This is a genomic window from Corynebacterium sp. HMSC074C03, from assembly GCF_001838285.1.
GTDB classification, from domain to species: domain Bacteria; phylum Actinomycetota; class Actinomycetes; order Mycobacteriales; family Mycobacteriaceae; genus Corynebacterium; species Corynebacterium amycolatum.
On record NZ_KV836254.1, the window covers coordinates 191835 to 216034 of the forward strand.

The following is a 24200-nucleotide window of genomic DNA, read 5'->3' on the forward strand; positions in this document are numbered from 1 at the left end:
TAGGCAACCATGACTACTCCTAGCCGTTCTGATAAACCAGCTCCACGTGTCCAGTCGGGAAACCACCACTCACGCCATCGCAATTCCGCCAGGCCGCAGCGCTCTGGCAAGCCTGCTAAGGACACGCGTAAAAAGGAGCTCTACCAGCTCGCTGATCAATTACCTATTCGGGAGGCCCAGTCCTTCCGACGTCGGCTAAAGCGAGCATCCGCGCCGAAGGCGCTGTCTGCAATCTCTGCAGACCTCGACTTTGCTCTGGAGCGGTTAGAAGATCGTCGTAATGCGATTCCTCGCATCACCTACCCGGCGCAGTTGCCGGTGTCCGCCCGCCGCGACGATATTGCAGAGGCGATTGAGAACAATCAGGTCGTCATTATTGCTGGTGAGACTGGCTCTGGTAAGACTACGCAGATCCCGAAGATATGCCTAGAACTGGGACGCGGGGTGCGGGGCAAGATTGGTCACACTCAGCCACGTCGTATTGCGGCGCGTTCGGTGGCGGAGCGCATCGCCCATGAGCTGGGCGAGAAGATTGGACAGCACGTCGGTTATGCGGTGCGTTTTGATGACCGCGTGGGCAAGGATACCTGCATTAAACTGATGACCGACGGTATCCTGCTGGCCGAAATTGGCCGCGACCGACTATTGCGTGAGTACGACACCATCATCATCGATGAGGCGCACGAACGCAGCCTCAACATCGACTTCCTGCTGGGATATTTAAAGCATATTCTGCCGCAGCGCCCAGATCTGAAGATCATTATCACTTCGGCGACGATTGATCCGGAACGGTTCGCTCGTCATTTCGCGCCTGACGACGAGCACCCTGCGCCCATCATCGAGGTGTCAGGGCGCACCTACCCGGTGGAAATTCGCTATCGCCCACTGGTGCGGACTGTTGTTGCGAAAAATGGGCAAGAAAAGGAAGTCGCCATCGAGCAGATCGATGGTGTTATCGCTGCGTGTGAAGAGCTCATGCGGCTTGGTGACGGCGATATCCTGGTGTTCTTTTCGGGTGAGCGAGAAATTCGGGAAGCTGCCGAAGCCATCGAGGGTAAACACTGGAAGGGTGTGGAAGCCGTCCCGCTGTTCGGTCGGCTATCTAATGCAGAGCAGCATCGAATCTTCACTCCGCACTCCGGGCGCCGCATTGTGCTGGCGACCAATATCGCGGAGACGTCGCTGACGGTGCCGGGTATCGAGTACGTCGTCGATACTGGCACCGCGCGCATTTCGCGCTACTCCACCCGCACGAAGGTGCAGCGCTTGCCAGTCGAGGACATCAGTCAGGCGTCCGCTAATCAGCGCTCGGGCCGCTGTGGTCGCGTGGCTGATGGTGTGGCGATTCGTCTCTACAGCGAAGAGGATTTTCTCTCTCGCCCCGAGTTTACGGATCCGGAGATTCTGCGCACCAACCTCGCATCGGTTGTGCTGCAGATGATTTCGCTGCGGCTAGGCGCGATTGAGGACTTCCCCTTTGTGCAGCCGCCGGAGCATAAAGCAGTACGTGATGGCATCAACCTGCTTACTGAACTGCAAGCTATTACCACTTCGTCGGGGTCTGGAAGAGGACGTGCATCTGGTTCACGCACCAGCTCTGGTGCTCCCGAGCTGACCGATATTGGCCGACAGATTGCCCGGATTCCAGTCGACCCGCGGCTTGCCCGCATGCTGGTTGAGGGCTACGAAAACACCACGCTTGGTGCTGTGACCGTCATCGTCGCTGCTTTGTCGCTGCAGGATGTCCGAGAACGTCCGCTGGAGTTCCAGGCTCAAGCAGATCAGCTGCATGCCCGATTTAAAGACACCACCAGCGACTTCAACTCCCTTCTGAAACTCTGGGAGTATCTGGAAGAAAAGCGCCGCGAGCTTAGCGGTAACCAGTTCCGCAAGATGTGCAAGCGCGAGTACCTCCACTATTTGCGCGTTCGCGAGTGGCAGGACTTGGTGCGTCAACTCCACCAGGCAACGGCTGAGCTGGGCTGGAGTCTTTCGGCCCGCAGCTCAACAAGCGGTGTCGACGATCCCGACGAGGTGGCAAAGTCGCTGTTACCGGGTCTGTTATCGATGATTGGTACGCGCGAGGGCGAGGGCAAGGAATTTACTGGCACCCGAAACACGAAGTTCCTCATTCACCCCTCGTCCGCGTTGGCAAAGAAGCCGCCTCGCTGGGTGATGGCTGCGGAAATCGTCGAGACCTCGCGCACTTTTTCGCGCAACGTAGGCACGATTCAGCCGCAGTGGATAGAGAAAGTAGCCCCTCATCTGCTCAAGCACCAGTACTCAGAGCCTCACTGGTCGACTAAACGCGGTGCAGCGATGGCTTACCAGAAGTCGACGCTCTACGGCGTGCCTGTGGTGGTTGATCGCCTGGTGCCATATCACCGAGTCGATGCCGATGCCGCCCGCTCGATCTTCATTCGCTCTGCGCTTGTCGACGGCGAGTGGAACACACATCACGAGTTCTTCAAGAACAACCAAGACAAACTGGCCGAGGCCGAGAAGATCGAGGAAAAGCAGCGTTCGCGCGGCATTGTCGTCGATGACGACGTGCTCTACGCGTTCTACGACTCCAAGCTGCCCGCCTCTATCACCACGGCCGCCAATTTTGACCGCTGGTGGAAGAAAACTAAACCCAAACAGCCGAATCTACTGGACTTTGATCCCAATAAGCTTCTCAACCCCGAAGCCGGCGACATCGATGACAATGCCTTCCCCGAAATGTGGCAGCAGGGCTCGGTCGATTTCTCACTGTCCTATAAATTCGAACCGGGCGCCCCTGATGACGGTGTGACTCTCCGTGTCCCCGTGCCTCTTCTTGCGGGTTTGCGTGAAGATGGCTTCGACTGGCAGGTGCCAGGTCTTCGCGCTGAGCTCGCAGAAGCCTACATTCGCACTCTGCCGAAGGCAATGCGCAAGTCCGTTGTCCCCGCACCGGATTTCGCACGCCGAGCGCTGGAGACGATGACTCCGTACTCAGGCCGCTTCGTCGATGTTTTTGCCGATGCTTTACGACGACTCGGAGGCTCGGGCATCAATGGTGCAGACTTTACCCCTTCGAAGCTGCCAGCACACTTGCGCTTTAACTACGCAGTGGTAGACCGCCATGGAAAGATCGTCGATCAGAGCCGGGATCTTGCTGGGCTTCGAGACAAGCATGCCACGACCGTCTCAACGGCTGTGTCGAAACGTTCGAAGTCTGCAGCTCGCGAAGCTGTGAAAAAGTGGACTTCAGACAACTTGGGCGCCGTCTCAGAAACGGTCAAAAGTACTGTCGACGGTCAGTCCGTCACGATGTATCCGACGCTGGTGACCACTAAGGATGGCGTGGCCATCGAGGTCAAACCAACTAAGGCGCAGGCAGAGGCGACGTTGGCGACCACAAATCTGACAATGCTACTGCGGGAGTGCCCAGTAAATGGTGCACAAATGACTAAGGGGCTTCCACTCCAACAACGTGTTGGCGTGGACGCATGGCCACATGGGGGCGCCGATGGACTTGTCGAGGACTGCCGTGTCGCCGTGATCCGCGACCGTATGATGGCTGCCGGTGGCCCCGTCCGCGATCCGAAGGAATTCGATAAACTACTCGAACGCGTTCGTTCTGGTGTTGCCTCAGAGGTGCGCCAATTGGTCGTCGGCGTAGCCCAGGCTATGCCTCGCTATGTCTCGGTGGTGAATCAGCTAAACAAGTGGGAAGGCGATGCCATTGACGATATGCGTCGCCAGCTGGAGTTCATGTTCCCTAAGGGCGCTGTGGCAAGGCACGGTTGGCAGCACCTACGTCATTTGCCGCGTTATCTCCAAGCGATGGAGATTCGACTTGAGGAAATGAACCGTGACCCGAATCGTGATGCTGAACGTGAGGATGAGGTGACTGAGGCCCGCGAATACTTGGCGGCAAAGCTTAAGCAGCTACCTAAGGCACGTTCGAATTCCGCGGAGGTACGGGATATTCAGTGGCTCATCCAAGAGCTGCGCGTCAGCCTTTTCGCACAACGCTTGGGTACCGCCCAGAGCGTATCCCTAACCCGAGTAAAGAAACGTGTGGATAAACTGCGTTAGTTCTTTCTAACCTCGTTGCCATTTGCCTGCGGTCCTTTCCCCTTACGCATGCTGGAAATTTCCTGCGCGAAATCGTCAGCGGAGGAAAAGGACTTGTACACTGAAGCGAAGCGGAGATAGCCAACTTCGTCCAGTTCTTTGAGCGGCTCAAGGATGGCAAGGCCGATATCGTTTGAGTCCACCCGAGGCGTGCCTTTCTCGCGGAGGCTCTCCTCCACTTTTTGTGCAAGCTTCTTCAGCTGAGACTCTGATACTTCACGCCCCTGGCACGCACGTCGAACACCCTGGATAACCTTTTCACGGTTGAACTCCTCAGGGATTCCATCTCGTTTAACGACCATCAGCTGCGAGCGTTCAATCGTAGAAAAACGTTTACCGCAATTCAGGCATTCTCTTCGGCGACGAATCCCCATACCGTTATCTATTAACCGTGAGTCCAAGACTCGTGTCTGATCATGGTGACAAAACTGGCAATACACAGCCTCCAGTCTACGTCCAACCCCAACGCCGGAAACCGGAATGATTATTGCGCGGAGTAGGAAGCGTACGTAGACGTAAAGGTGCTTTCGACTGTCTCACTTTCTCCTTGTTCAAAGACCACGCTGCCGAAAACTCCGAAGAAAGCACCAAGCCCTAGAGCCCATACCGCCATCAAACGAGTCAGGTTAGTGCCTGAGGATACATCACTACGATTGGACTGCTGCGCCCTGCTAACGGATAGAGACGGGCGCCCGTAGTTGACCGAGCCATGACTAGGCCGCGACCTGTCCCTCCGCATTCGCGCCGATGAAGCCCCATCGCGATTGCGCTGTGCAATACGTGCACGCTGACCGGGCCGAACGATGTGCTGTGTGCAAGACGCACTACGCTCACCCCACACCAACGGGGCTTTCCGTGTCGTCCGAGCAGAGGGCTCGGAAACTTGAGAAAAGTCAATATCAGATGCGCTGCTAACACCTAGTGCGGTTGAAACCGTAGACATCATGTTTTCTCCCTTTCCAACGTTGACTCTCCCACCGTTGCCGGCCTGGAGAGAATAAGAGTTGTACGACCGTTTCCCGACGCTGTGGAGACTATGTCCAAGGGCGGATGCAGAGAATCCGTCTAGACCTTTTCATCAAACGACTGTTCGAGCAACTTGTCATGTTCGATTTATAACACCATGTTCGAACGTTGTCTACCGCTATCCGGTTTTATTTTCGATTTTCGAAACCGCCACGGCCTCCGAGCACGGATTATGTAGACCTTCTCCAAAGAATTCAAGGACGCGCGGTGTTCGATACTCGACGATTCGAACAGTTTTGAGTTATCATTCATTCGAAAGAGTTTGAGAAGGGATGTTCCATGGCTCAAAAGAAGAAAGCGAACCCTAAAACACTCACCGATCGGCAGCGTCGCATTCTTGATGTCATTTCGGATGCCGTCGTACTTCGCGGATACCCACCGAGCATTCGAGAAATTGGAGATGCCGTGGGCTTGAATTCCACCTCGTCGGTGGCGTACCAACTCAAGGAGTTGGAAAAGAAGGGCTTTCTCCGCCGCGACCCACACAAACCCCGTGCGGTAAACGTAAGGGATTCGAAATCCTCAGCTGGCACTTTCACTCCGGTAAAGCCTGGACCAAAGGCCACTGGCAGCACCCAAACTCCCGAGATGCCAGAGGACATGCCAGAGCCAATCTTCGTTCCTATCGTTGGACAGATTGCGGCTGGCAACCCCATTTTGGCGGAACAGCATGTGGAAAGTCATATGGCACTTCCGATGGAGATTACGGGCTCTGGTCAGCTGTACCTACTCAAGGTCGTGGGTGATTCCATGGTTGACGCAGGCATTCTCGACGGAGACTGGGTGGTAGTCCGTTCCCAAGACGTGGTCGAACAGGGCGACTTTGTTGCGGCCCTGTTTGAAGATGAAGCAACAGTCAAGGAATGGCACGAAGACGCTGCTGGCAAGTGGCTAATGCCCCATAATCGCGCATTTGACCCGCTCCCCGCAGAGCACGCCAAGATCCTCGGCAAGATTGTCAGCGTCCTACGCAGTCTCTAATTTCCCACATTTTCGTTGCCCGAAACAGACACAAACGGGCATACTGGAAACAGGTAGTAAAGCTGAGAATTCTTAACAGCTAAGGAGCGGGGAATGTACGCAGAGGAACGCCGCCGGAAGATTGCGTCTTTGACAGCAGTCGAAGGGCGCGTGACGGTCGCTGATCTTGCGGAAGCTTTCGATGTCACAGCAGAGACGATTCGCCGTGACCTAGCTCAGTTGGATGCAGAGGGCGCAGTTCACCGTGTACACGGTGGCGCTGTAGCTACTCGTTCTTTTCAGACTGTTGAGTTTTCAGTTGCCGCTCGAAAGAACGCGCAGAAAGACGCGAAGCTCTCTATTGCCCGCTGTGCTGCCGATTTTCTACCTGACTCTGGTGGTGGAATTTTTCTCGATGCCGGAACTACCACCGAGGCTCTTGCAGAGCTGATGGTCCACTCCCCTGATAACCGCCGTTGGTCAGTTGTCACAAACTCTCTTCCCAACGCCATCACACTCGCAGGATCGAACCGCATTGAGCTTCAACTCCTTGGCGGCCAAGTCCGCGTCATTACTCAGGCGGTTGCTGGCGATACAGCACTCCGTACTCTTGCGGTTATGCGTGCCGATGTCGCTTTCATTGGTTCTAATGCCTTGACAATTGACCACGGTCTTTCTACTGCTGATCCGCAGGAAGCAGCGGTAAAGCGCGCGATGATCACGAATGCGCGCAAGGTCATCGTTATGGCGGACTCGACGAAACTCGGCCGTGACTTCCTTGTCAGTTTTGCGGCATTGGAAGATATCGACGTCGTGATTACAGATTCCTCTGCCCCGGAGCAATTTGTGAACGATCTCAGGGAGCAAGGTGTCGAGGTCGTGGTTGCTTCATGATCCTGACCTTGACTGTAAATCCGTCAATCGATCGACTTGCTCGCCTCGATACGGAGCTCAAACGAGGTGGAGTGTTCCGCCTACCAATGGCTGAGGACATGGCTGGCGGCAAGGGAATTAATGTGTCCAAGGCGTTGCACTACGCGGGAGAAAAGACGCTCGCGCTCTACCCTGCATCAGACTCCGGAAAATTCACACGTCTGTTGGAAGTCTCTGGCATACCCCATGAAGCCATCAACACGACTAACGAAGCCCGCGTTAATCTCACACTCGCAGAGCCAGATGGGACGACCACCAAGCTCAATTCCCCTGGTATGACATTGACAAAAGCGCACCGTAGGCGTGTCCTGGAGAAGCTTATCCACCATGCTAAACGCGCCACGTGGGTAGTTTTCGCAGGTTCACTGCCCCCTGGCGTCCCCCGGGATTTTTACGTTCAATGCACCGAAGCGGTGTATTCGGTCAACCCGAATATTCGTGTTGCTATGGACACTAGCGACGGCCCACTGTCTGAGGTCGTTCGCGCATTTCCGAAGGTGCGGCCTTTTTTGATGAAGCCAAACGCCTACGAACTTGGCCAAATCATTGATCAGGACGGCGAAGAACTTGAGGCCGCTGCAGCCGAAGGGAACTATCTTCCCGTAGCACAAGCTGCTCGTGCACTGAACGAACTTGGTGTTTCCGAAGTCCTTGCCACTCTCGGCGAGGCAGGGGCGGTACTTTCAGTGAAGTCAGGCGGTTGTTTCGCTGCTACCTCACCCTCGATAGTCGCTCAGTCCACGGTCGGTGCTGGAGACTGTGCTTTGGCCGGCTACGTTATGTCCCGCGAACGCGGTGATAGCTACCAAGATGCACTAACCACCGCCGTGGCTTATGGGGCGGCGGCAACCAGTCTTCCCGGTACGACCATCCCCTATCCAGAACAGGTTCACCCCGAGGCTGGCCGGTTATGGCAGCTCAACGCTTAGCTTTTCGATGCCTAGATAAGGAACATTAAAAAAACCATGTCTTCTTCGGCAGATTTTTCCGCTATTGCATCATACCTGGCCGATGAGTCGACAGTGTTCCTTGACCTAGATGTCGGTCCACAAAAGGAGAAGATCCTTAACTACCTCATTGCTAAAGCTGTAGGGACCGGCCGCGCCACCGACAGCGACGGCATCGTCGCAGCAGCCCTGAAACGCGAAGAGAAGGCCCCGACAGGTCTGCCGGGCGGAATAGCCATCCCCCACTGCCGCCATGAGGACTGGTCGATGCCGACCCTGATGTTTGCCCGCTTAACAAGCGCTACGGAATTCACCACACCTGATGGGCCGGCGGACCTGCTTTTTTTCATTGGTGTCCCAGCCAGCAACAGCGATGTCCACGTCGATATTCTGGCTGCACTCGCAAAAGCACTTCGCGATAAGGGGTTTCGAGCAGCTCTTCGAGGTGCTGAAAGCGATGAAGAGGCCGCCCGGATTATTAGCGAGCACATCACCAAGGCGCCTCGTCGGAAAGCGAAAAAACCTCCGGCGAAGACCAATATTGTCGCCATTACGGCCTGCCCCACGGGCATCGCTCACACTTATTTGGCAGCCGAAGCGCTTACTGGCGCGGCAGAAAGCATGGCTGATGTCACGCTAACTGTAGAGACTCAGGGCTCGGCAGGAACCCAGGAAGCCCCCGCAGAAACAATTGACCGGGCCGACGTGCTAGTAATCGCAGCCGATATTGGAGTTACGGGGCTTAAGCGCTTCAGCGATAAACCACAGGTCAAAGTGCCAATTCGTAAGGCAGTCAATGAACCCACTGCGGTTATTGAACAAGCGAAGGCGGTAGCAGAACAATCACGCGTTCGCGCCTACGACCGAAAGGCGCCGCAATCTAAGGATGACCACGACAAAGAGGCCGCTTCGCAAACCGGTAATGCAGGTGCAGACCTTACATCTGAGAGGGTACGAGCAACGACGAAGGTGGGGGCGCGTAAATCGTCGTTAAGCGGCGATAAAGCCTTCGGACACTGGGTTCGTGACGCCATTATGACCGGTGTCAGCTATATGGTGCCGTTCGTGGCCGCTTCGGGGTTGTTGATTGCGCTGGGGTTCCTCGTCGGCGGTCATCAGGTTGGTCTAGTAGCTGACGCCGTGACTAGGGATTTGCGGCTGCCGGAGGTTATCGGACTCGATGCCCCGATTGCTGTGCCGACAGAAAATCTCGGCACCGTGCTAGTTGACCGTAGTGGGCTGTGGCTGTATCTCGGCTCGGTGCTTTTTGCAATCGGCAACCACGGCATGCAGGTCATTGTGGCTGTAATGAGTGCTTATATCGCCTTTGGCATGGCTGGCAGAGCCGGTATTGCACCAGGCTTCATTGGCGGTGCCATCGCGGTCACGGTTGGCGCCGGCTTCCTTGGGGGCCTGGTGACGGGCATTCTGGCGGGACTAGTTGTAGCCCTACTGTTGAGGATGAAAGTCCCGGACTGGCTGCGACCACTGATGCCGGTTGTCGTGATTCCTATGCTCGGGGCTATGGCCGTTGGGCTCACCATGTACCTGCTTCTCGGGATGCCGCTGGCATGGCTGATGACGGCCCTGCAGCAGTGGCTGCAATCACTGGATACGACAGCGGCGTTCCTGTTCGGTGGTCTTCTCGGCGCAATGATGTGCGTGGATATGGGCGGAATGATTAACAAGGCTGCTTATCTTTTTGCCGTCGCAAACATCGCCTCGGAAGATCCAGCATCATGGAAGATTATGGCCGCTGTGATGGCGGCGGGCATGGTACCTCCGTTGGCGACATCGCTGGCAGTTGTACTCCGACCAAAGCTGTTCAGTTCAGCTGAGCGTCAAAACGGCAAAGCGGGCTGGGTGCTCGGTGCGGCCTTCATTTCAGAGGGAGTGATTCCCTTCGCCGCCGCAGATCCGCTGCGAGTGATTCCGTCGATCGTGATTGGCGGGGCCGTCACCGGTGGCACTTCAATGGCTTTGGGTGCGGCCACACGCGTTCCGCACGGAGGTATTTTCGTGCTGTTTGCAATCGACAATCCTGTCGCATGGCTTGCTGCAATCGTCTTGGGCAGCATAGTGGCAGCAATTCTCGTTGTGGCAGCTAAAAGCCTGTGTCCGCGGCAAGTCAGTACCGATAATCAAAACCTAGAAGCAGACATTTCAGCGGACGCCTAAATTCTTTCGCTAAACCCAGCTGCGTCCGCAGAAGCGTTCCTGCAAACTTCACCAAACATGCCCCATCCCAACCTGCCAAGCGATTAAGCTCTGAACAGGTGTCGAGGAAATCGATAAGCAGAAAGGCAAGGTGCCGCCCCATGGCTACGCAACACGTCCACGTCGGCTCCAAGGTGGGTATTCACGCCCGCCCCGCGTCGGTAATCGCTGAGCGTGCCTCCCGATTTCAGGAAGAAATACTGATCGAACTCATTGATTCACCCGAACCCGACAACGAACCGGCTGATGCTTCCTCAACCCTGATGCTGATGGCACTCGGCGCAGGATATGGCGATGAAGTCACAATCACCAGTACAAACGCAGTTGCGGTGGAGCAGATTGCACAGCTGATCGCCCAAGATTTGAGCGATTAAAAGCAATATGCTTAACGACGGAACATCGTGGCAACGGTCACGGGGGTTCCGTCGTAAAGCATTCGTACAAGATCCTGCCCTGGACGGGTGGCCTACGAGCGGTTCTCGCCGATGCGGTTATAGAGCCAGTTTAAAATTGGATAGCCGATAATAATGCCGACCGAACCCCAAGCAATGCCCTCCAGCGTCAGCGAACCGATGTCGAGGGTGAGGTTGCCGATACCCGCAATCAGCGCGGTGGCGGCAGCGGTGAGATTGACCGGGTTGTTGAAGTCGACCTTTTCGTCCATCCAGATGCGCACACCGAGCAGACCAATCAGGCCGTAGAGCACCATCGTTGCCCCACCGAGCACGCCTGTAGGAATGGTCAAAATGAGTGCGCCGAACTTTGGAATGAAAGCCAGTGCAATGGCCGTGAAAGCTGCCACCCAGTAAGCGGCAGTCGAATAGACACGGGTAGCGGCCATAACCCCGATATTCTCAGCGTAGGTAGTGGTACCAGAACCACCAGCTGAACCGGCGATGGTGGTGGCTAGACCGTCTGCAATAAGAGCATCGCCAGCGATGTCATCGAGGTTTCGGCCGGTCATGGCAGCAACAGCCTTAACGTGACCGACATTCTCGGCGATGAGCACTACGATGACGGGCAGACCAATCAGCATCGCATTGAAGTGGAACTCCGGCGCGTGGAATGCGGGCAGACCAATCCAGGCGGCATTGCCGACGGTTTCTGTAGCCTCGGGCGAGAGATTTCCGGTGGCAGCGGCGAAGACCCAGCCGATTAGTACGCCGATGAGAACACCCAGACGGCTGACCATACCGCGGCCAGCGACGGTTGCGAAGACAATGGATACCATCGTGACAAATGCGACCAACGGCTGAGTGGCGAAGTTCTCCGTGGCAGCAGGCGCCAGGTTAAGTCCGATGAGAGCGACGATGCTTCCTGTTACTGCAGGGGGCATGATCATATCGAGGACACGCTTGCCGGCGAACTTTACTACGAAGCCAACGAGCATGAGCGCGATGCCGGCGCAGAGCACGACACCGAGCTGAACACCAATACCCTGCGCCTGTGTCGCGGTCAGTGGCGCGATGAAGGCAAACGACGAGCCCAGGTAAGAGGGCAAGCGATTTCGGGTGATCAGCAGGAAGACAATCGTGCCGATACCCGAGAACAACAGTGTGGTGTTGACTGGAAAGCCGGTCAACAGCGGCACCAGAAGAGTTGCACCGAACATGGCAATGACGTGCTGTGCGCCAATGCCAATCGTGCGAGGCCAATCGAGGCGTTCGTTGGGAGCCACCACGGCTCCCGGTGCAATCTTTCGACCGTCACCGTGAATATCCCAACCGAAAAGACGGCCACGTTCGGCATTTTCAGCAGGCGGATTTGCGGAGGTTCCCTGTTGGGTCTCCGCGTCAGAAGTAGAATTCATGGTTGTAATGCTAGTGGATGCCCACCGCAGTTCCCGCTACGGTTCGATGTGGTATGCCGACAGTTCATCCGCGAGGCTAGTGGGCAAACGCACGTCCATCTGGGTGCCTTGCTCCGTCCATGTTTCCGACAGCACGGTCGCATCTTCGTGGAGCATGGAGACAATATTGCCCTTGTCATAGGGGATCAACATGTGAACGTGAGACTCCAGCTCATTGAGAGCAAGCTCGAGTCGGGTCTCCAGTTCACCAATCCCCTCACCCGTTCGCGCAGAGACAAATATCGCATCATCGAGCTGGTGGCGTAGCTGGGCCAGAGTGATGCCATCGGCCTTGTCAACCTTGTTGACTACCAACAGTTCGGGCGGAATCTCGGCGTTTTCTTCCTCCGCGATTTCGTTGATGACTTTGTTGACAGCCTTAATCTGCTCCAGCGGGAATGGGTCAGAGGAGTCTACGACGTGCATGATGACGTCGGCTTCGAGTACCTCTTCCAAGGTCGAGCGAAAAGCTTCAATGAGCTGGGTCGGCAAGTGACGCACAAATCCGACCGTATCGGTCATAATCACCGTGCGACCGTCGCGAAGCTTGGTGCGACGAGTCGTCGGATCTAGCGTTGCAAACAGCGCGTCCTCCACCAGCACACCAGCGCCTGTCAGTGCGTTGAGCAACGAAGACTTCCCCGCGTTGGTGTAGCCGACAATTGCCACGCGTGGCAGGTGACCAGCCTTGCGACGTGCGCGCTTAATCTCACGCGCAGTTTTCATGCCAGCCAATTCCTTGCGAATCCGCGCCATATCTTGGCGTAGTCGCTGACGATCGGTTTCGATCTTAGTTTCACCCGGACCACGCAGCCCCACGCCGCCATTGGAACCCGCGCGACCACCAGCCTGACGCGACAGGTTGCCACCCCAACCGCGCAGACGCGTGTACAGGTACTGCATCTGTGCCAGCGAGACCTGTGCCTTACCTTCCTTGGACTTCGCATGCTGAGCGAAGATATCCAGAATCAGCATGGTGCGGTCAATGACCTTGGCATCAAGCCGGTCCTCCAGCGCCACCAATTGGCCAGGTGACAGCTCACCATCGCAAATGACCGTATCGGCGCCGGTGGAGGCCACAATATCGCGCAGCTCATTAAGCTTACCAGATCCAACGTAAGTACCAGGATCTGGCTTATCGCGGCGCTGCAGCACCATCTCTAAAACTTCCGAACCTGCGGTCTCCGCCAGTGCAGCGAGTTCTTCCATCGCCACTTCGGCTTCCTGCAGGGTCCCGGATGTCCAGACACCTAGCAGCACAACGCGTTCCAGTCGGAGCTGACGGTACTCGACCATCACCTCTTCGGACTCGGTATGTGTTGCTGACCTGGTCAGGCGGCGCAGAGAGGAACGCGCTTCCAGATCCAAATCACCGACAGTAGGTTCCCCATGCGTGCCGACGTTCGCCGCGAACCCATCCCCCGAGGCACTATCAGTGGCTTTGCCAGCATCGATAGCGTCAGTGAAAAAATCGTCCATCTCGTGCGAGGTGCTTGCTTGCTGCGACATTTCGTCGCTGACCTCATCAAAGTTGTTGGAAAAATTCGTCATACTAGCTGCCATTGTCGCATGACAAGCCAAATTCTCCGCATTGCGTGCGGAGAACACCGAACCCAGGCTGAGAACTAGGCTGCCGAATGTGGCCTGCGTGTCAGTACTAGCGCAACTGGGCCACTATTTGAACTACCACCGGTGCACGTACCGCTGTCGGACATTCCACAGTTGGAACAGCCACCACCCGGACACATACCGCCGAGGGACTCCCGCCGCAATTGGCCGGTATGTTCCATGCGGTCGAGAATGAGGTCTACCGTTGCACGCTGCAGGCCTGTGATTTCGCAAATCTTGCGTCGGGAGCTAATACCCTGCGCGATTGCGTCCTGAACCGCCTCCGAAGGCTGACGAGTAACCGTAGCTTTCTTCCCAGCATTAAAGAGTCCCATGGCGATAGCTCCTTTCAGTGCCTGGTTTTTAGTTAGCTCGGGTTTCTAATTGGCTTGGTTTTCTAGTTAGCAAATATGACTTAGCAGTCTTACCGAAACCACGAGGAATCTACGAGGTTTTACAGGAACAGCTTCAGTGCCTGGAACACGACCACGGCCAGCGCCCATGCGACAAACAGCTGCGCAGCTAGGCCGAAGCCGGTCCACTTCAGGCCAATCTCTCGGCGCTGCGCCGCCAGCGTGGCCACACAAGGTGTGTAGGCGAGCAGAAAAATCATGTATGCCCACACCGCCGCCAGACCATGCCCATCCGATGCATTGTCGAAGTCACGTCGAATATTGTCCGCCAGGGGGCTGGATGCCTGTTCGCTCGACTCAGAATCGGTGACGTCCTCCACTGCGTAGGTCTGCGCCCAGGTAGAAATGACGGCTTCCTTGGCCACAAAGCCCGTCACCAACGGACCTGTCAGGGACCATGTGCCGAAACCGGCCGGGTTGAACACCGGAGCGATAGTTGTGCTGACCGCACCATATGCGGAGTCCTGTGGTGCCAAGTCCTCATCGGCAAACGTATGTCCAGAGACAACCGGGATAGACATCAACAACCAGACGACGATAACGGTGCTGACGATAATTCCACTAGCGGTCTGCAGGAAGCCCTTCAGTCGCATCCACATCACAGATAGTGCCAGTCGTGCGGTCGGCAACTGGTAGGTCGGCAGGTCAATGACCAGCGGTTCCGATGGCATGGTGCGCCACAGAGTCTTACGCAGTGCAAGGCCGGTCAGAATAATCAGCAGAATCGAGATTACGTACATTGCGAAGACGACTGTGCCCGCGTGATCCGGGAAGAACACCGCACCCAACATGACATACACGGTTAGGCGCGCCGAGCAGGAAGTGAACGGCACCAGGAGCGCCGTCAAGATACGATGGCGCGGGTTACTCAACACACGTGTCGCCGAAATCGCCGGCACGTTACAACCAAAGCCGACGATGAGCGGAATGAATGCCTTGCCCGGAAGCCCAATTGCACGCATGAAACGGTCGGCCACCACGGCCGCACGCGCCATGTATCCTGAATCCTCCAGCACCGCGAGACACAGGAACATCAGCGCCATCAGCGGAATGAAGGTCAGTACCATACCGACACCGCCAATAATGCCGTTGACAAGCAGCCCCGTGACAATCGGATGATTCCATCCCATCGCTTCCAAGCCGCGGGTAACCAAATCTGCGAAGTTACCGGTAATAAGGGTTTCCAAACCGTCCTGGAGCGGAGCCGCTACCGTGGTCGTGATTTGGAAGACTGCCCACATGACCGCCAGGAACACAATCGGTCCGAGCACCGGATGAAGAACCACGTTATCAATGCGGTCGGAGAACGTCTGGCGATCCTCTACCCCGCCTGTTGAGGCCGCGACGGCTGCATCGATAGCGGCAAAGCGTGCCTCGTCCAAGCTTTCAATCGATTCGCCATCCGCCTGACGAATCGGCGACAGCACCGAACTACATCCGTCCAGAGCTGCTGCTACTGCGTCGGCCAACCGTGTCATTCCCGCTTTACGACGGGGATCTAGCGCCACCACCGGCATACCCATAGCTGACTGCAATGCGTCCGGATTCACATCGATGCCCTTGGCCTCAGCCGCATCGAGTTTGGTCAGGGCCAGAACGATGCGCTGAGGCTGTTCCGCCAATTCCGCAGCCATATAGAGACCACGCCCCAAAGCCGTAGCGTCGACCACAACTACGACGAGGTCGGGGCGTTCTCCCTCTGGTTTCTCGATGAGCATCTCGCGAGTGAGCTCTTCGTCCGGGCTCATGGCATCCAGCGAGTAGGCACCAGGGAAATCAATGACATCGTACTCAGCGACATCAGTCTTCCATGCGCCACGGCTGACCTCCACGGTCGTGCCCGGCCAATTGCCCATCTGCGCTTTCGCGCCAGTCAAACTATTAAACAGCGTTGACTTACCGGAATTCGGTGCGCCAACAACTGCGACAACAGGTGCACCATCTTTTGCTGGCGCTCCACCACTACAAGCATGACAGCTCGGCGTGGATGCGAATTTTCGCGTTGAGGAATCCGTAGGTGTTGTCATTGTGAACTTTCAGGAAGAATGTGAGGAAAAGGAATGTAGGGTACTAACCCGCGACGGACATCTTGCGCAGCGTGCTGGCATCGATGGCGTAACGCGTTGCGCCAGCATGGACGATACGTCCACCGCCACTGGTGCTCCGTCCGACAGTGACACTCATTCCAGGGCGAAGCCCGAGTTGTGAAAGCCTGCGGCACAGGCGCTCATCCACATGCGACGCGCCCAGAGTGACGGTTGCCCCCACCGGGACGTCAGCAAGCGACTGAACGTCATCCGACTGTTTTCGAGACCGCAGTCCAAGCATGAGAGACCTCGCTTATATCGATAAGAATTAAGCTAAACAAATGATGTTTATGAAGGCCAGCCTACTCTTAGGTACGCCTAAATGGAATAAACCGGGTACACCTAAGGAAGGTTATTTATCTCACACTTAACATTTGCCTATTTAGGATGGCAGAACCGTTAGCCTCGTTCGAATTGTCGACGCAGTGTGGACGCAGTGTGAGGACATGGGTCCAGGTGAACTGCGGAACTTAACTTACTCCCGTGCGATTCGTTAGTTCGCAGTTGAAGATATGGGAAGTATCATCGGAAGTTATGACTACTGACTTGCGAAGCATTGGCATGGACTACCCAAGCTGGCGAGACGCGATGGAGGCCGCGATTGCCAGCGACAATCTCTCGGTTATCGGCGAGGTACGCGGTGGTCAGCTGGTCCGTTTCGAAGATTCCTCTGGCGCGCGCTTGCACATCCTGGGTGTTGAACCATTTTCTACCTACGCAGGTTTCGCGGGCAGCCCGACCGTCACTGCGCATGTCTCCAGTGTGGACGATGTCCTGGCGCTGGTGGAGATTGTCGAGGATGACCCGTCTTCGGACGATTTTGACAAGGTCATCGAGGTCGCCTGCTGTCTACTGTCGCAGGGACCGATGATCGTTGATGCCGGCACACAGACCTTCGAGCATGTCGCACTGTCCGCGTTGGCAACTGAATTCACTCTCGACGCATCTTCTGAGGATTACGAGAAGCGCACTGGGTCAACCCCGACAACCCTCGACTTTGCAGGTGCCAAGGCGATTGTCGGCGACCAGGTTGGCAAGGCCTCCCCCAGCGCCACTGTCAAGCTGGCTGGTGTTATCAACAACTCTCGCAAGCATGTAAATGAGCTAACTGGAAAGAAGTTCTGGGTGCTCAACCTTGCGCTACCGACTCCCATGGATGTGCTCGTCCCCGGTGGCGACGAAGCGCCTCAGCCGGGCATGGTTGTCTCGGGCACTTTCTTGCTGACGGGTGAAATCATCCCGCCACAGGGCTGCGGTGGCGGTTGCGGTGAAGGTGGCTGTGGTTGTGGCGAAGGCGGTTGCGGCGGACACTAGTTCGCTAACTCGCGCCCACTTCGACTAACCCGCCAGCCCCGTTGCGCTAGCTACCATTCACAGGGCTTCCAGCTCAATTTTGCCAAGCGTGTGAATCACGCTCGGACCGGTCAAGATCGCCGAGAAGGCGCCATCGGTATTGCTGGCCTCGTGGACATCCACGGTCACCACGCCACCGGGCACCTTGACCGTCACCGCTCCCTCGGTGCGGTCGGCATCGGTCAGCGCAGCAATAGCCGCTGCAACCGTACCGGTTCCACACGACCGGGTCTCCCCCACTCCCCGTTCGATCACTCGCATGGATACCGAATCAGAGGCATCCAGCGGGGTGACAATTTCCAAGTTGAGGCCGCGCGGGAACATGGCTTCGTCGGCACGCACCGCCTTGGTGGCACTACCCGCCGCCTCTAACTCAAGCTGTGCCAAAGTATCGGCATTCAGACCAGGCATAACGCAGGCCAAATGCGGATTTCCCACGTCGACACCAATCCCGGCGAATATCTGTGCAGTCTCGCCCGAACCAATGAACGCAGTAGCCACACCGAGCACCTCCGGTCGCCCCATGTCCACCCCGACAACCGCGTGCCTGCGGCTGAGCTCATCAATCGAGACAGCGCGCAGCCCTGCTCGAGTGCCCACACGCAGAGTTCCGTCGACGACACTATCCGGACTGTGAATTGCGGCAACATAGTGCGCAAAGACGCGGACACCGTTACCACACATCTCGGCGATGGAGCCATCGCCATTGCGGTAGTCCATAAACCAATCGTCGGCTTCAACCCCCTCCGGCAGTGCCGCCAAGATACCGGCATCCACGAGTTTTCCCGCACGGGCAACTCGTAGAACGCCGTCAGCGCCAAGACCACGCTGTCGATCGCACACTGCCGCGACCAGCGACTCGGTCAAATCGAGCGACACCGAATCATCTGGGAAAATTAGAAAATCGTTTTGCGTACCGTGGCCTTTGGCGAATGAAACCATGCCCTCGATGCTAGCGGGACAGCCGAACCGGCTAAAGCCCAAGCGCAGAAAAAGCCTGCCCCGGCACATCACCGGCCGCGTCAAGCCACATGATTCGATGATCACGGTTGAACCAGGAACGCTGCCGCCGCACATACCTCCGAGTCCCAGTAATCGTGCGTTCACAGGCCGTATCCAGGTCGTAAACGCCATCGAAATAGTCCAGTACCTGCGCGTAACCAATCGCACGGCTAGCAGTTACGCCTTCGCGCAGCCCCTGTGCAATCAAACCCTCAGTTTCCTCCACCAGGCCGGAGGCAAACATGCCTCTGGTGCGCTGTTCAATCCGCGGATTCAGCCATTCCGCCTGCGTGCGTAATCCCAGGATGCGAGTGTTCCACCGCGGGGGCTTATCTATCGACGGTTTCGACGCCGCAAAAGGTTTTCCTGTTAGCTCGATGACCTCCAACGCCCGGACGGTGCGCCGCGGGTCGTTGGTCTCGATAATCGCCGCCGCGTCCGGATCGATCTCGGCGAGCCGGTCATGCAACGCCGCCGGCCCGATCTCGTTCTGCACCGCCTCCCACTTCGCACGCACCTCAGGGTTCGTAGGTGGGAACTGCCAGTCGTCCACCAACGCCTGTACATACATCATCGACCCACCGACAAGGATGGGGACTTTCCCCCGAGCACGAATGGCCTCAACATCCGAGACTGCCTCACGCTGATACGTCGCCACGCTCGCCGGCTGCATCACATCCAGCACATCGAGCTGATGGTGCGGAATCCCCCGCCGCTGGTCCACCGACAGTTTCGCGGTCCCGATATCCATTCCTCGATACAGCTGCATCGAATCAACATTGACGACCTCACCGCCAAGCTGCTCCGCAAGTACCAGCCCCAAATCCGACTTTCCCGATGCCGTTGGCCCCACCACAGCAATCGGCACCGGCAAGCTCTCACTCTCCAAAGCCGTCACGACCCAGTTCACACTCCTGCACAAAAACTAAAAACGCGAGCTCTTACTCCGCAACACACTGCCAGCTGGCCACGTGGTAACCGATGCCATAAGGCGCCCCGTCATAGTAAGAACGCTTCACGACGGTCATTCCAGACCCCATCCAGCTTTCAGCAGCTTTACTCAGCTGCTGCCATAACTCGGCTGCGTACGCGCCGGGAGCTGGAAACACAACATTTTCCACGTTAACGGTGGAGCAGTCCTGCCCAGCAATCAGACTGCACAGCGCATCAACCTCCGCTGCACCCTCAATTACGCCGACCGGGGAATCGTCCGCAAGGCCGAATGCGCCGTCGACAAGCACAAGCAGACGCGTGTGACCGGCAGCGAGTGCCTCGTCGATAGACTCGAAGCACGTTGCCTGAATGACGCGGCCAGTGTGTCCTTCAGAATTCCGTCGTGCGTAGTCTTCGATAAGCCAGCGCCCCAGCAGCTCAGGTAATTCGGTTCCGCCAGACACCGTGACATCAACCCCATACGGGGAGAAACTGCCGGGTGCGCTGTTCTGATGCGGGGACTTCGCCTGCATTCTGCCAGTGATAATGGCGACCGCGCCGGGGTCCCCGGGTTCGTCATCTGTCCACAGCGTCGCAACAGTTTCACGGGTTTGACGGCGCAATTCCGTGGCGATAGCTGCAAAACCACCCAGCTCCTCGACGATGAGGAGCGCACGCGGAACGATAACAAGCCGAGGCAAACGCGAATTCACGTCCTCAACGCTACCGTGAGGGGCTAGTCGATGCCTTATTCCGGCGGTGTTACGCGCGCTGTGCCAAAATTTTTGGGATACTCGAGCACATACCGTAAGTGTTTGATGGCAGCCGTGTCGCGCGGCAGTTCTGCATGAAGATTGGAAGAGGTTTACCCACTATGACCGGTACCAGCAATTCCCCTAAGCCAGGTCCACGTCCGGGTCCACGTCCCGGACCTCGACCAGGCGCAATGCCGGCTCATCGTAAGACCCCTGGAGCTACTCCAGCGCCTGCGGGGTCGGCCGCTGTGGCACATGCCGTCCACAATGATCCAAAAAAGTTTGGCCGCATTGATAAAGACGGCACTGTTTGGCTGACCACCAGCGCCGGCGAGCGCAATATTGGTTCCTGGCAGGCTGGTACCGTAGAAGAGGGTTACGCCCACTACGGCAAGCGCTACGAGGATCTGGCCACCGAGGTCGAGCTACTGGAATCTCGTGTAGTCTCCCACCCACAGGAGGCAAAGACCATTTCCCACAACGCAGTTGAACTGCGTGAGAACCTTTCCACCGCCGCAGTCCTCGGCGATATCGATGCGCTGGATAAGCGCCTTGCAGAGGTCATTGCCACCTCCCACGTCGCAGAGGAAAAAGTCGCTCACGACAAGGCAGAGCGCCGTAAGAACGCCATCGCACGTAAGGAAGAGCTCGCCGCAGAGGCCGAGGAGCTCGCAGAGAACTCCACCGAGTGGAAGGTCGCCGGCGACCGTATCCGCGAGATTCTCACGGAGTGGAAGCAGATTCGCGGCATCGACCGCAAAACTGATGATCAGCTCTGGCGCCGTTACTCCCGCGCGCGTGATTCTTTCAACCGCCGCCGCGGTGCCCATTTTGCGGAACTGGACCGCAACCGTGCGGCTGCTCGCCGCGTTAAGGAGGACATCATTGAGCGAGCTGAGGCCCTGAAGACCTCCACTGATTGGGGTGGCACCGCTGCTGCCTTCCGTGACCTGATGGCAGAGTGGAAGGCCGCTGGTCGAGCGCCACGCGAGGTCGATGACAAGCTGTGGGCGCAGTTCAAGGCCGCCCAGGATGAGTTCTTTGGTGCTCGCAATGCGGTCAACGAAGCTCGAGACAAGGAGTTCGAGGAAAACGCCGCGGCCAAGGACGCACTACTGGCTGAATACGAAGACCGCATTGATCCCTCCAAGGGCCTCGAGCACGCTCGCAGCGAACTTCGTCAGTTGCAAGAGAAATGGGAGGCCATCGGCTTCGTGCCGCGTGGTCGTGTGCGTGAGTATGAAAACCGCATTGGCGCACTGGAAAAGCGCGTCTCCGATGCTGCCGATTCGCAGTGGCGCCGCACCGACCCCGAAGCACAGGCTCGCGTCCAGCAGTTCGCCGACCGCGCAGCGGAGTTTGAACAGAAAGCCGCCGAACTCGAGGCGAAGGGCAAGGCTTCTCAGGCCGCCAAGGCTCGGGAGCAGGCCGAACAGTGGCGACAGTGGGCAGAGCAGGCCGCGGCGACTCTCAAGGAGCTCTAACAGAAGCTTGGCTCAGCTATGCTCTGGCAACGCGTGGATGGTTAAAAGAAAGGGGCTCTCTTCTGAACTGGTCCCCGAAAGTTGGACTGAGAAATCAGTTACCGACTAGTGGGAGTAGTTCAAATGGAAGAGAGCCCCTTTCTTACTGCGCTAGTTAAAGAATCTCACTACTCGTCGCTGATCTGCTCGTCCTGTTCGCCAGCCCGTTGAGAGACATTGTGCGCGCTACTACCCTGCTGGCCACGATTGCGTCGGCGTGCGCGTTCACGGCGGTCGTCGACGACCTCTACATCAGTAGTTGTATTCGGTGTCAGGCCCGCACGCAGGTAAACCTGCTGCGCTCGCAGTACCGGATCGGTGTCAGCGTGCTTGCGACGTTTCGTCGCGATTGCGAGCTGCTCCTTACTGCGTCGGAAAGCGATGAAAGTCACGGAAATGGCCAGTAGAAAACTGCAGAAAATGCCGAGCATCAGGCCAAAGGAAATACCTTCGCCAGCAAGTTCCTGTGGACGAGACTGGCGCATCCAGCCAGCGAAGACTGAGTAGACCATCTGAATGCAGGCAAAAAACCAGGTGACAAACGCGAGAATCGTCGTCCGCGTAATCAGCGTGGCAATAGCCAGCAGTACGCCTACCACCACAAGAATGGAGTAAATTCGTTCCGGGCGCGTCGTGAAGTACTGATGTGCAACATCCGTATCCAGCAGCACATCAAAGCCCAAAACGACGCCCGAATGTGGAAGGAAGAAGCTCGTAATAAGGCCGATGACGGCAACCATCATCGGAATCACCGCACGGCCGAGATCCAGCTCGCCAGCGGCCTTGCGCTCCTGAACCCGCAGTGCCTGCGCGGATTCCACCGACTGCTCACTGGTGGATTCCATATCACTTTCCGGCGAAGCCTTGTCGCTACTCACAGCCGCATCCCTCACTTACCTTCGTTTTCTCCGGGCGCCCAATCTTTGGCAAGCCCAGACCAACTCCAATCGGAGCGGTCGTTGGAATCTGACCGACCTCCACATTATCCCCCGCTTTAGTGCGGCGGTGCGTCAGCACGCCGGAGTCGGCAATCAGGAAGTGGGGTGCAGAGTCGGTCACGCGCACTGTCACGTAGTCACCTGGGCGAATCTTTCGGTCAACGACACCAGGTTCGCTTTCCGACGGGCTGAAGTGCACCAGGCGACCATCCCGACTCCGACCTGACATGCGATGAGTCTCCGCATTTTTACGGCCATCGGACTGGCTTACCAACAGCTCGACTTCGCTGCCGACTAGCTTGGCGTTTTCTTCCTCGGAAATACGCTCTTGGAGCGCTAGCAGACGACCATAGCGTTCCTTCACGACCTCTGGTGGAACCTGATCCGCCATCGTTGCCGCCGGAGTTCCTGGGCGAGGCGAGTATTGGAAGGTGAACGCCGAGCTAAAGCGAGCCTTTTCCACCACGTCGAGAGTTTGCTGGAAGTCCTCTTCAGTCTCGCCTGGGAAACCGACAATGATGTCAGTGGTAATGGCCGCATCCGGCATTTTTTCCCTAACCTCCTCCAGAATTCCCAGAAACTTCTTGGTGCGGTAGGAACGGCGCATGTCTTTCAGCACTCGGTCGGAACCGGACTGTAGTGGCATGTGCAACTGATGAACCACGTTCGGTGTCTCCGCCATGGCGTCGATGACATCATCGGTGAACTCAGCTGGGTGTGGAGATGTAAAGCGCACACGCTCCAACCCCTCAATCTGGCCGCAGGCGCGCAGCAACTTGGAAAAAGCTGAGCGGTCGCGTTCCATGTCTGGGTCTGCGAAGTTAACACCATAGGCGTTGACATTCTGGCCGAGAAGGGTGACGTCAGTAACACCCTGCTCCACAAGTGCCTGCACCTCAGCAAGAATCTCTCCCGGACGACGATCGCGTTCCTTACCACGCAAGCTGGGGACGATACAGAAGGTGCACGTGTTATTGCAGCCTACGGAGATACTCACCCAACCTGCGTAAGTGGATTCACGCTTGGCCGGCAGCACCGAGGGAAACTCTTCCAGAGCATCCTTAATCTCGACTTCAGCCCGGTCATTATGAGCGGCGCGTTCCAACAGTGCTGGCAACGAACCCAAGTTATGTGTACCGAAGACGACGTCCACCCATGGGGCCTTCTTTACGACGACGTCCTTATCCTTCTGGGCCAAGCAACCACCGACGGCAATCTGCATGCCTGGGTGAGCATCCTTGACTGGCTTGAGCTGTCCCAATGTGCCATACAGGCGGTTGTCCGCGTTCTCTCGAACGGCACAGGTGTTGAAAACGACCAGATCGGGATTCTCGCCTTCTGCAGCCGCTACATAACCGTTTTCTTCCAGCAAGCCAGACAGTCGTTCCGAGTCATGGACGTTCATCTGGCAACCGAAAGTACGTACCTCATATGTGCGAGGCGAAGACTGCTGCTGAGAGTTCAAAGAAGGGGTAGTCACGGCAGTTTAGGTTAGCTGTTTATGGTCCATTTCCCCAATCAGCAATCCCTTTAAACCTGACCAGTCCGCCGC

Annotated in this window: 19 protein-coding genes; 8 read left to right on the forward strand and 11 right to left on the reverse strand. The window is 57.0% G+C overall.

The genetic code is table 11. From position 1 onward, the window contains the following. Positions 1-9: 9 nt before the first annotated feature. Positions 10-4065, forward strand: coding sequence for an ATP-dependent RNA helicase HrpA (hrpA, locus tag HMPREF2847_RS09975; protein WP_070852305.1), 4056 nt, complete (start codon positions 10-12; stop codon positions 4063-4065). Here hrpA and nrdR read toward each other — a convergent pair. Beyond that, a complete protein-coding gene (gene nrdR / locus HMPREF2847_RS09980; protein ID WP_070767330.1) occupies positions 4062-4544 on the reverse strand; it encodes a transcriptional regulator NrdR in 483 nt (160 codons plus the stop codon). The genes hrpA and nrdR overlap by 4 nt on opposite strands. Positions 4545-5409: 865 nt before the next feature. On the opposite strand from nrdR, the gene lexA reads away from it, so the two are divergent. The 5 genes from lexA to HMPREF2847_RS10005 all read left to right on the forward strand — a co-directional run bounded on the left by lexA (position 5410) and on the right by HMPREF2847_RS10005 (position 10561). Next, positions 5410-6111: a transcriptional repressor LexA gene (gene lexA, locus HMPREF2847_RS09985; RefSeq protein ID WP_005509663.1), complete on the forward strand. Its 702-nt coding sequence runs from the start codon at positions 5410-5412 to the stop codon at positions 6109-6111. A gap of 93 nt (positions 6112-6204) precedes the next feature. Continuing rightward, positions 6205-6984 (forward strand): DeoR/GlpR family DNA-binding transcription regulator, encoded by a 780-nt coding sequence (locus HMPREF2847_RS09990; RefSeq protein WP_016422628.1) that lies wholly within the window; start codon positions 6205-6207, stop codon positions 6982-6984. Further along, on the forward strand, positions 6981-7952 hold the full coding sequence (locus HMPREF2847_RS09995) for a 1-phosphofructokinase family hexose kinase (RefSeq protein ID WP_070852306.1): 972 nt from the start codon (positions 6981-6983) through the stop codon (positions 7950-7952). The genes HMPREF2847_RS09990 and HMPREF2847_RS09995 overlap by 4 nt, the downstream gene beginning before the upstream one ends. A gap of 36 nt (positions 7953-7988) precedes the next feature. After that, complete coding sequence (locus HMPREF2847_RS10000; RefSeq protein WP_083327364.1) at positions 7989-10148, forward strand: PTS fructose transporter subunit IIABC; 2160 nt, start codon at positions 7989-7991, stop codon at positions 10146-10148. A 140-nt stretch (positions 10149-10288) separates the two neighbouring features. Next, positions 10289-10561 (forward strand): HPr family phosphocarrier protein, encoded by a 273-nt coding sequence (locus tag HMPREF2847_RS10005; protein WP_038628774.1) that lies wholly within the window; start codon positions 10289-10291, stop codon positions 10559-10561. A 92-nt stretch (positions 10562-10653) separates the two neighbouring features. Here HMPREF2847_RS10005 and HMPREF2847_RS10010 read toward each other — a convergent pair whose 3' ends face one another. The 5 genes from HMPREF2847_RS10010 to HMPREF2847_RS11360 all read right to left on the reverse strand — a co-directional run bounded on the left by HMPREF2847_RS10010 (position 10654) and on the right by HMPREF2847_RS11360 (position 16385). Next, positions 10654-11997 carry a uracil-xanthine permease family protein gene (locus tag HMPREF2847_RS10010; protein ID WP_222866773.1) on the reverse strand — a complete coding sequence of 448 codons (1344 nt, stop codon included), beginning with the start codon at positions 11995-11997 and terminating at the stop codon, positions 10654-10656. A 36-nt stretch (positions 11998-12033) separates the two neighbouring features. Then, positions 12034-13587 (reverse strand): GTPase HflX, encoded by a 1554-nt coding sequence (gene hflX / locus HMPREF2847_RS10015; RefSeq protein WP_070852307.1) that lies wholly within the window; start codon positions 13585-13587, stop codon positions 12034-12036. A 74-nt stretch (positions 13588-13661) separates the two neighbouring features. Then, positions 13662-13979, reverse strand: a complete 318-nt coding sequence (locus tag HMPREF2847_RS11515) for a FeoC-like transcriptional regulator (protein WP_076772076.1) — start codon at positions 13977-13979, stop codon at positions 13662-13664. 119 nt (positions 13980-14098) lie between these two features. Further along, positions 14099-16084 (reverse strand): ferrous iron transport protein B, encoded by a 1986-nt coding sequence (gene feoB, locus HMPREF2847_RS10020; RefSeq protein ID WP_070852308.1) that lies wholly within the window; start codon positions 16082-16084, stop codon positions 14099-14101. 43 nt (positions 16085-16127) lie between these two features. Next, positions 16128-16385, reverse strand: coding sequence for a FeoA family protein (locus HMPREF2847_RS11360; protein WP_083327365.1), 258 nt, complete (start codon positions 16383-16385; stop codon positions 16128-16130). Positions 16386-16678: 293 nt separating this feature from the next. Between HMPREF2847_RS11360 and HMPREF2847_RS10025 the strand changes: the two genes are divergently transcribed. Further along, positions 16679-17458, forward strand: a complete 780-nt coding sequence (locus tag HMPREF2847_RS10025) for a hypothetical protein (RefSeq protein WP_070852309.1) — start codon at positions 16679-16681, stop codon at positions 17456-17458. 57 nt (positions 17459-17515) lie between these two features. Here the strand turns inward: HMPREF2847_RS10025 and dapF are convergent, their stop codons facing one another. Genes dapF through HMPREF2847_RS10040 form a run of 3 tightly spaced genes read right to left on the reverse strand, consistent with a single transcriptional unit; the run spans position 17516 to position 20145 of the window. After that, positions 17516-18439, reverse strand: coding sequence for a diaminopimelate epimerase (gene dapF / locus HMPREF2847_RS10030; protein ID WP_070852310.1), 924 nt, complete (start codon positions 18437-18439; stop codon positions 17516-17518). A 31-nt stretch (positions 18440-18470) separates the two neighbouring features. Further along, the gene (miaA, locus tag HMPREF2847_RS10035; protein ID WP_370523074.1) at positions 18471-19397 is read right to left on the reverse strand and encodes a tRNA (adenosine(37)-N6)-dimethylallyltransferase MiaA; all 927 of its coding nucleotides are present in this window, start codon (positions 19395-19397) and stop codon (positions 18471-18473) included. Between the two features lie 43 nt (positions 19398-19440). Next, the gene (locus HMPREF2847_RS10040; protein ID WP_070852311.1) at positions 19441-20145 is read right to left on the reverse strand and encodes a hypothetical protein; all 705 of its coding nucleotides are present in this window, start codon (positions 20143-20145) and stop codon (positions 19441-19443) included. A 161-nt stretch (positions 20146-20306) separates the two neighbouring features. On the opposite strand from HMPREF2847_RS10040, the gene HMPREF2847_RS10045 reads away from it, so the two are divergent. Further along, positions 20307-21671: a DUF349 domain-containing protein gene (locus HMPREF2847_RS10045; protein WP_070852312.1), complete on the forward strand. Its 1365-nt coding sequence runs from the start codon at positions 20307-20309 to the stop codon at positions 21669-21671. Positions 21672-21838: 167 nt separating this feature from the next. Here the strand turns inward: HMPREF2847_RS10045 and HMPREF2847_RS10050 are convergent, their stop codons facing one another. Together HMPREF2847_RS10050 and miaB are read right to left on the reverse strand one after the other, a co-directional pair. Beyond that, a complete protein-coding gene (locus HMPREF2847_RS10050) occupies positions 21839-22588 on the reverse strand; it encodes an Rv2732c family membrane protein (protein ID WP_246822001.1) in 750 nt (249 codons plus the stop codon). Then, complete coding sequence (gene miaB / locus HMPREF2847_RS10055) at positions 22581-24128, reverse strand: tRNA (N6-isopentenyl adenosine(37)-C2)-methylthiotransferase MiaB (protein ID WP_070852313.1); 1548 nt, start codon at positions 24126-24128, stop codon at positions 22581-22583. Before miaB ends, HMPREF2847_RS10050 begins: the two co-directional genes overlap by 8 nt. Positions 24129-24200 lie beyond the last annotated feature (72 nt).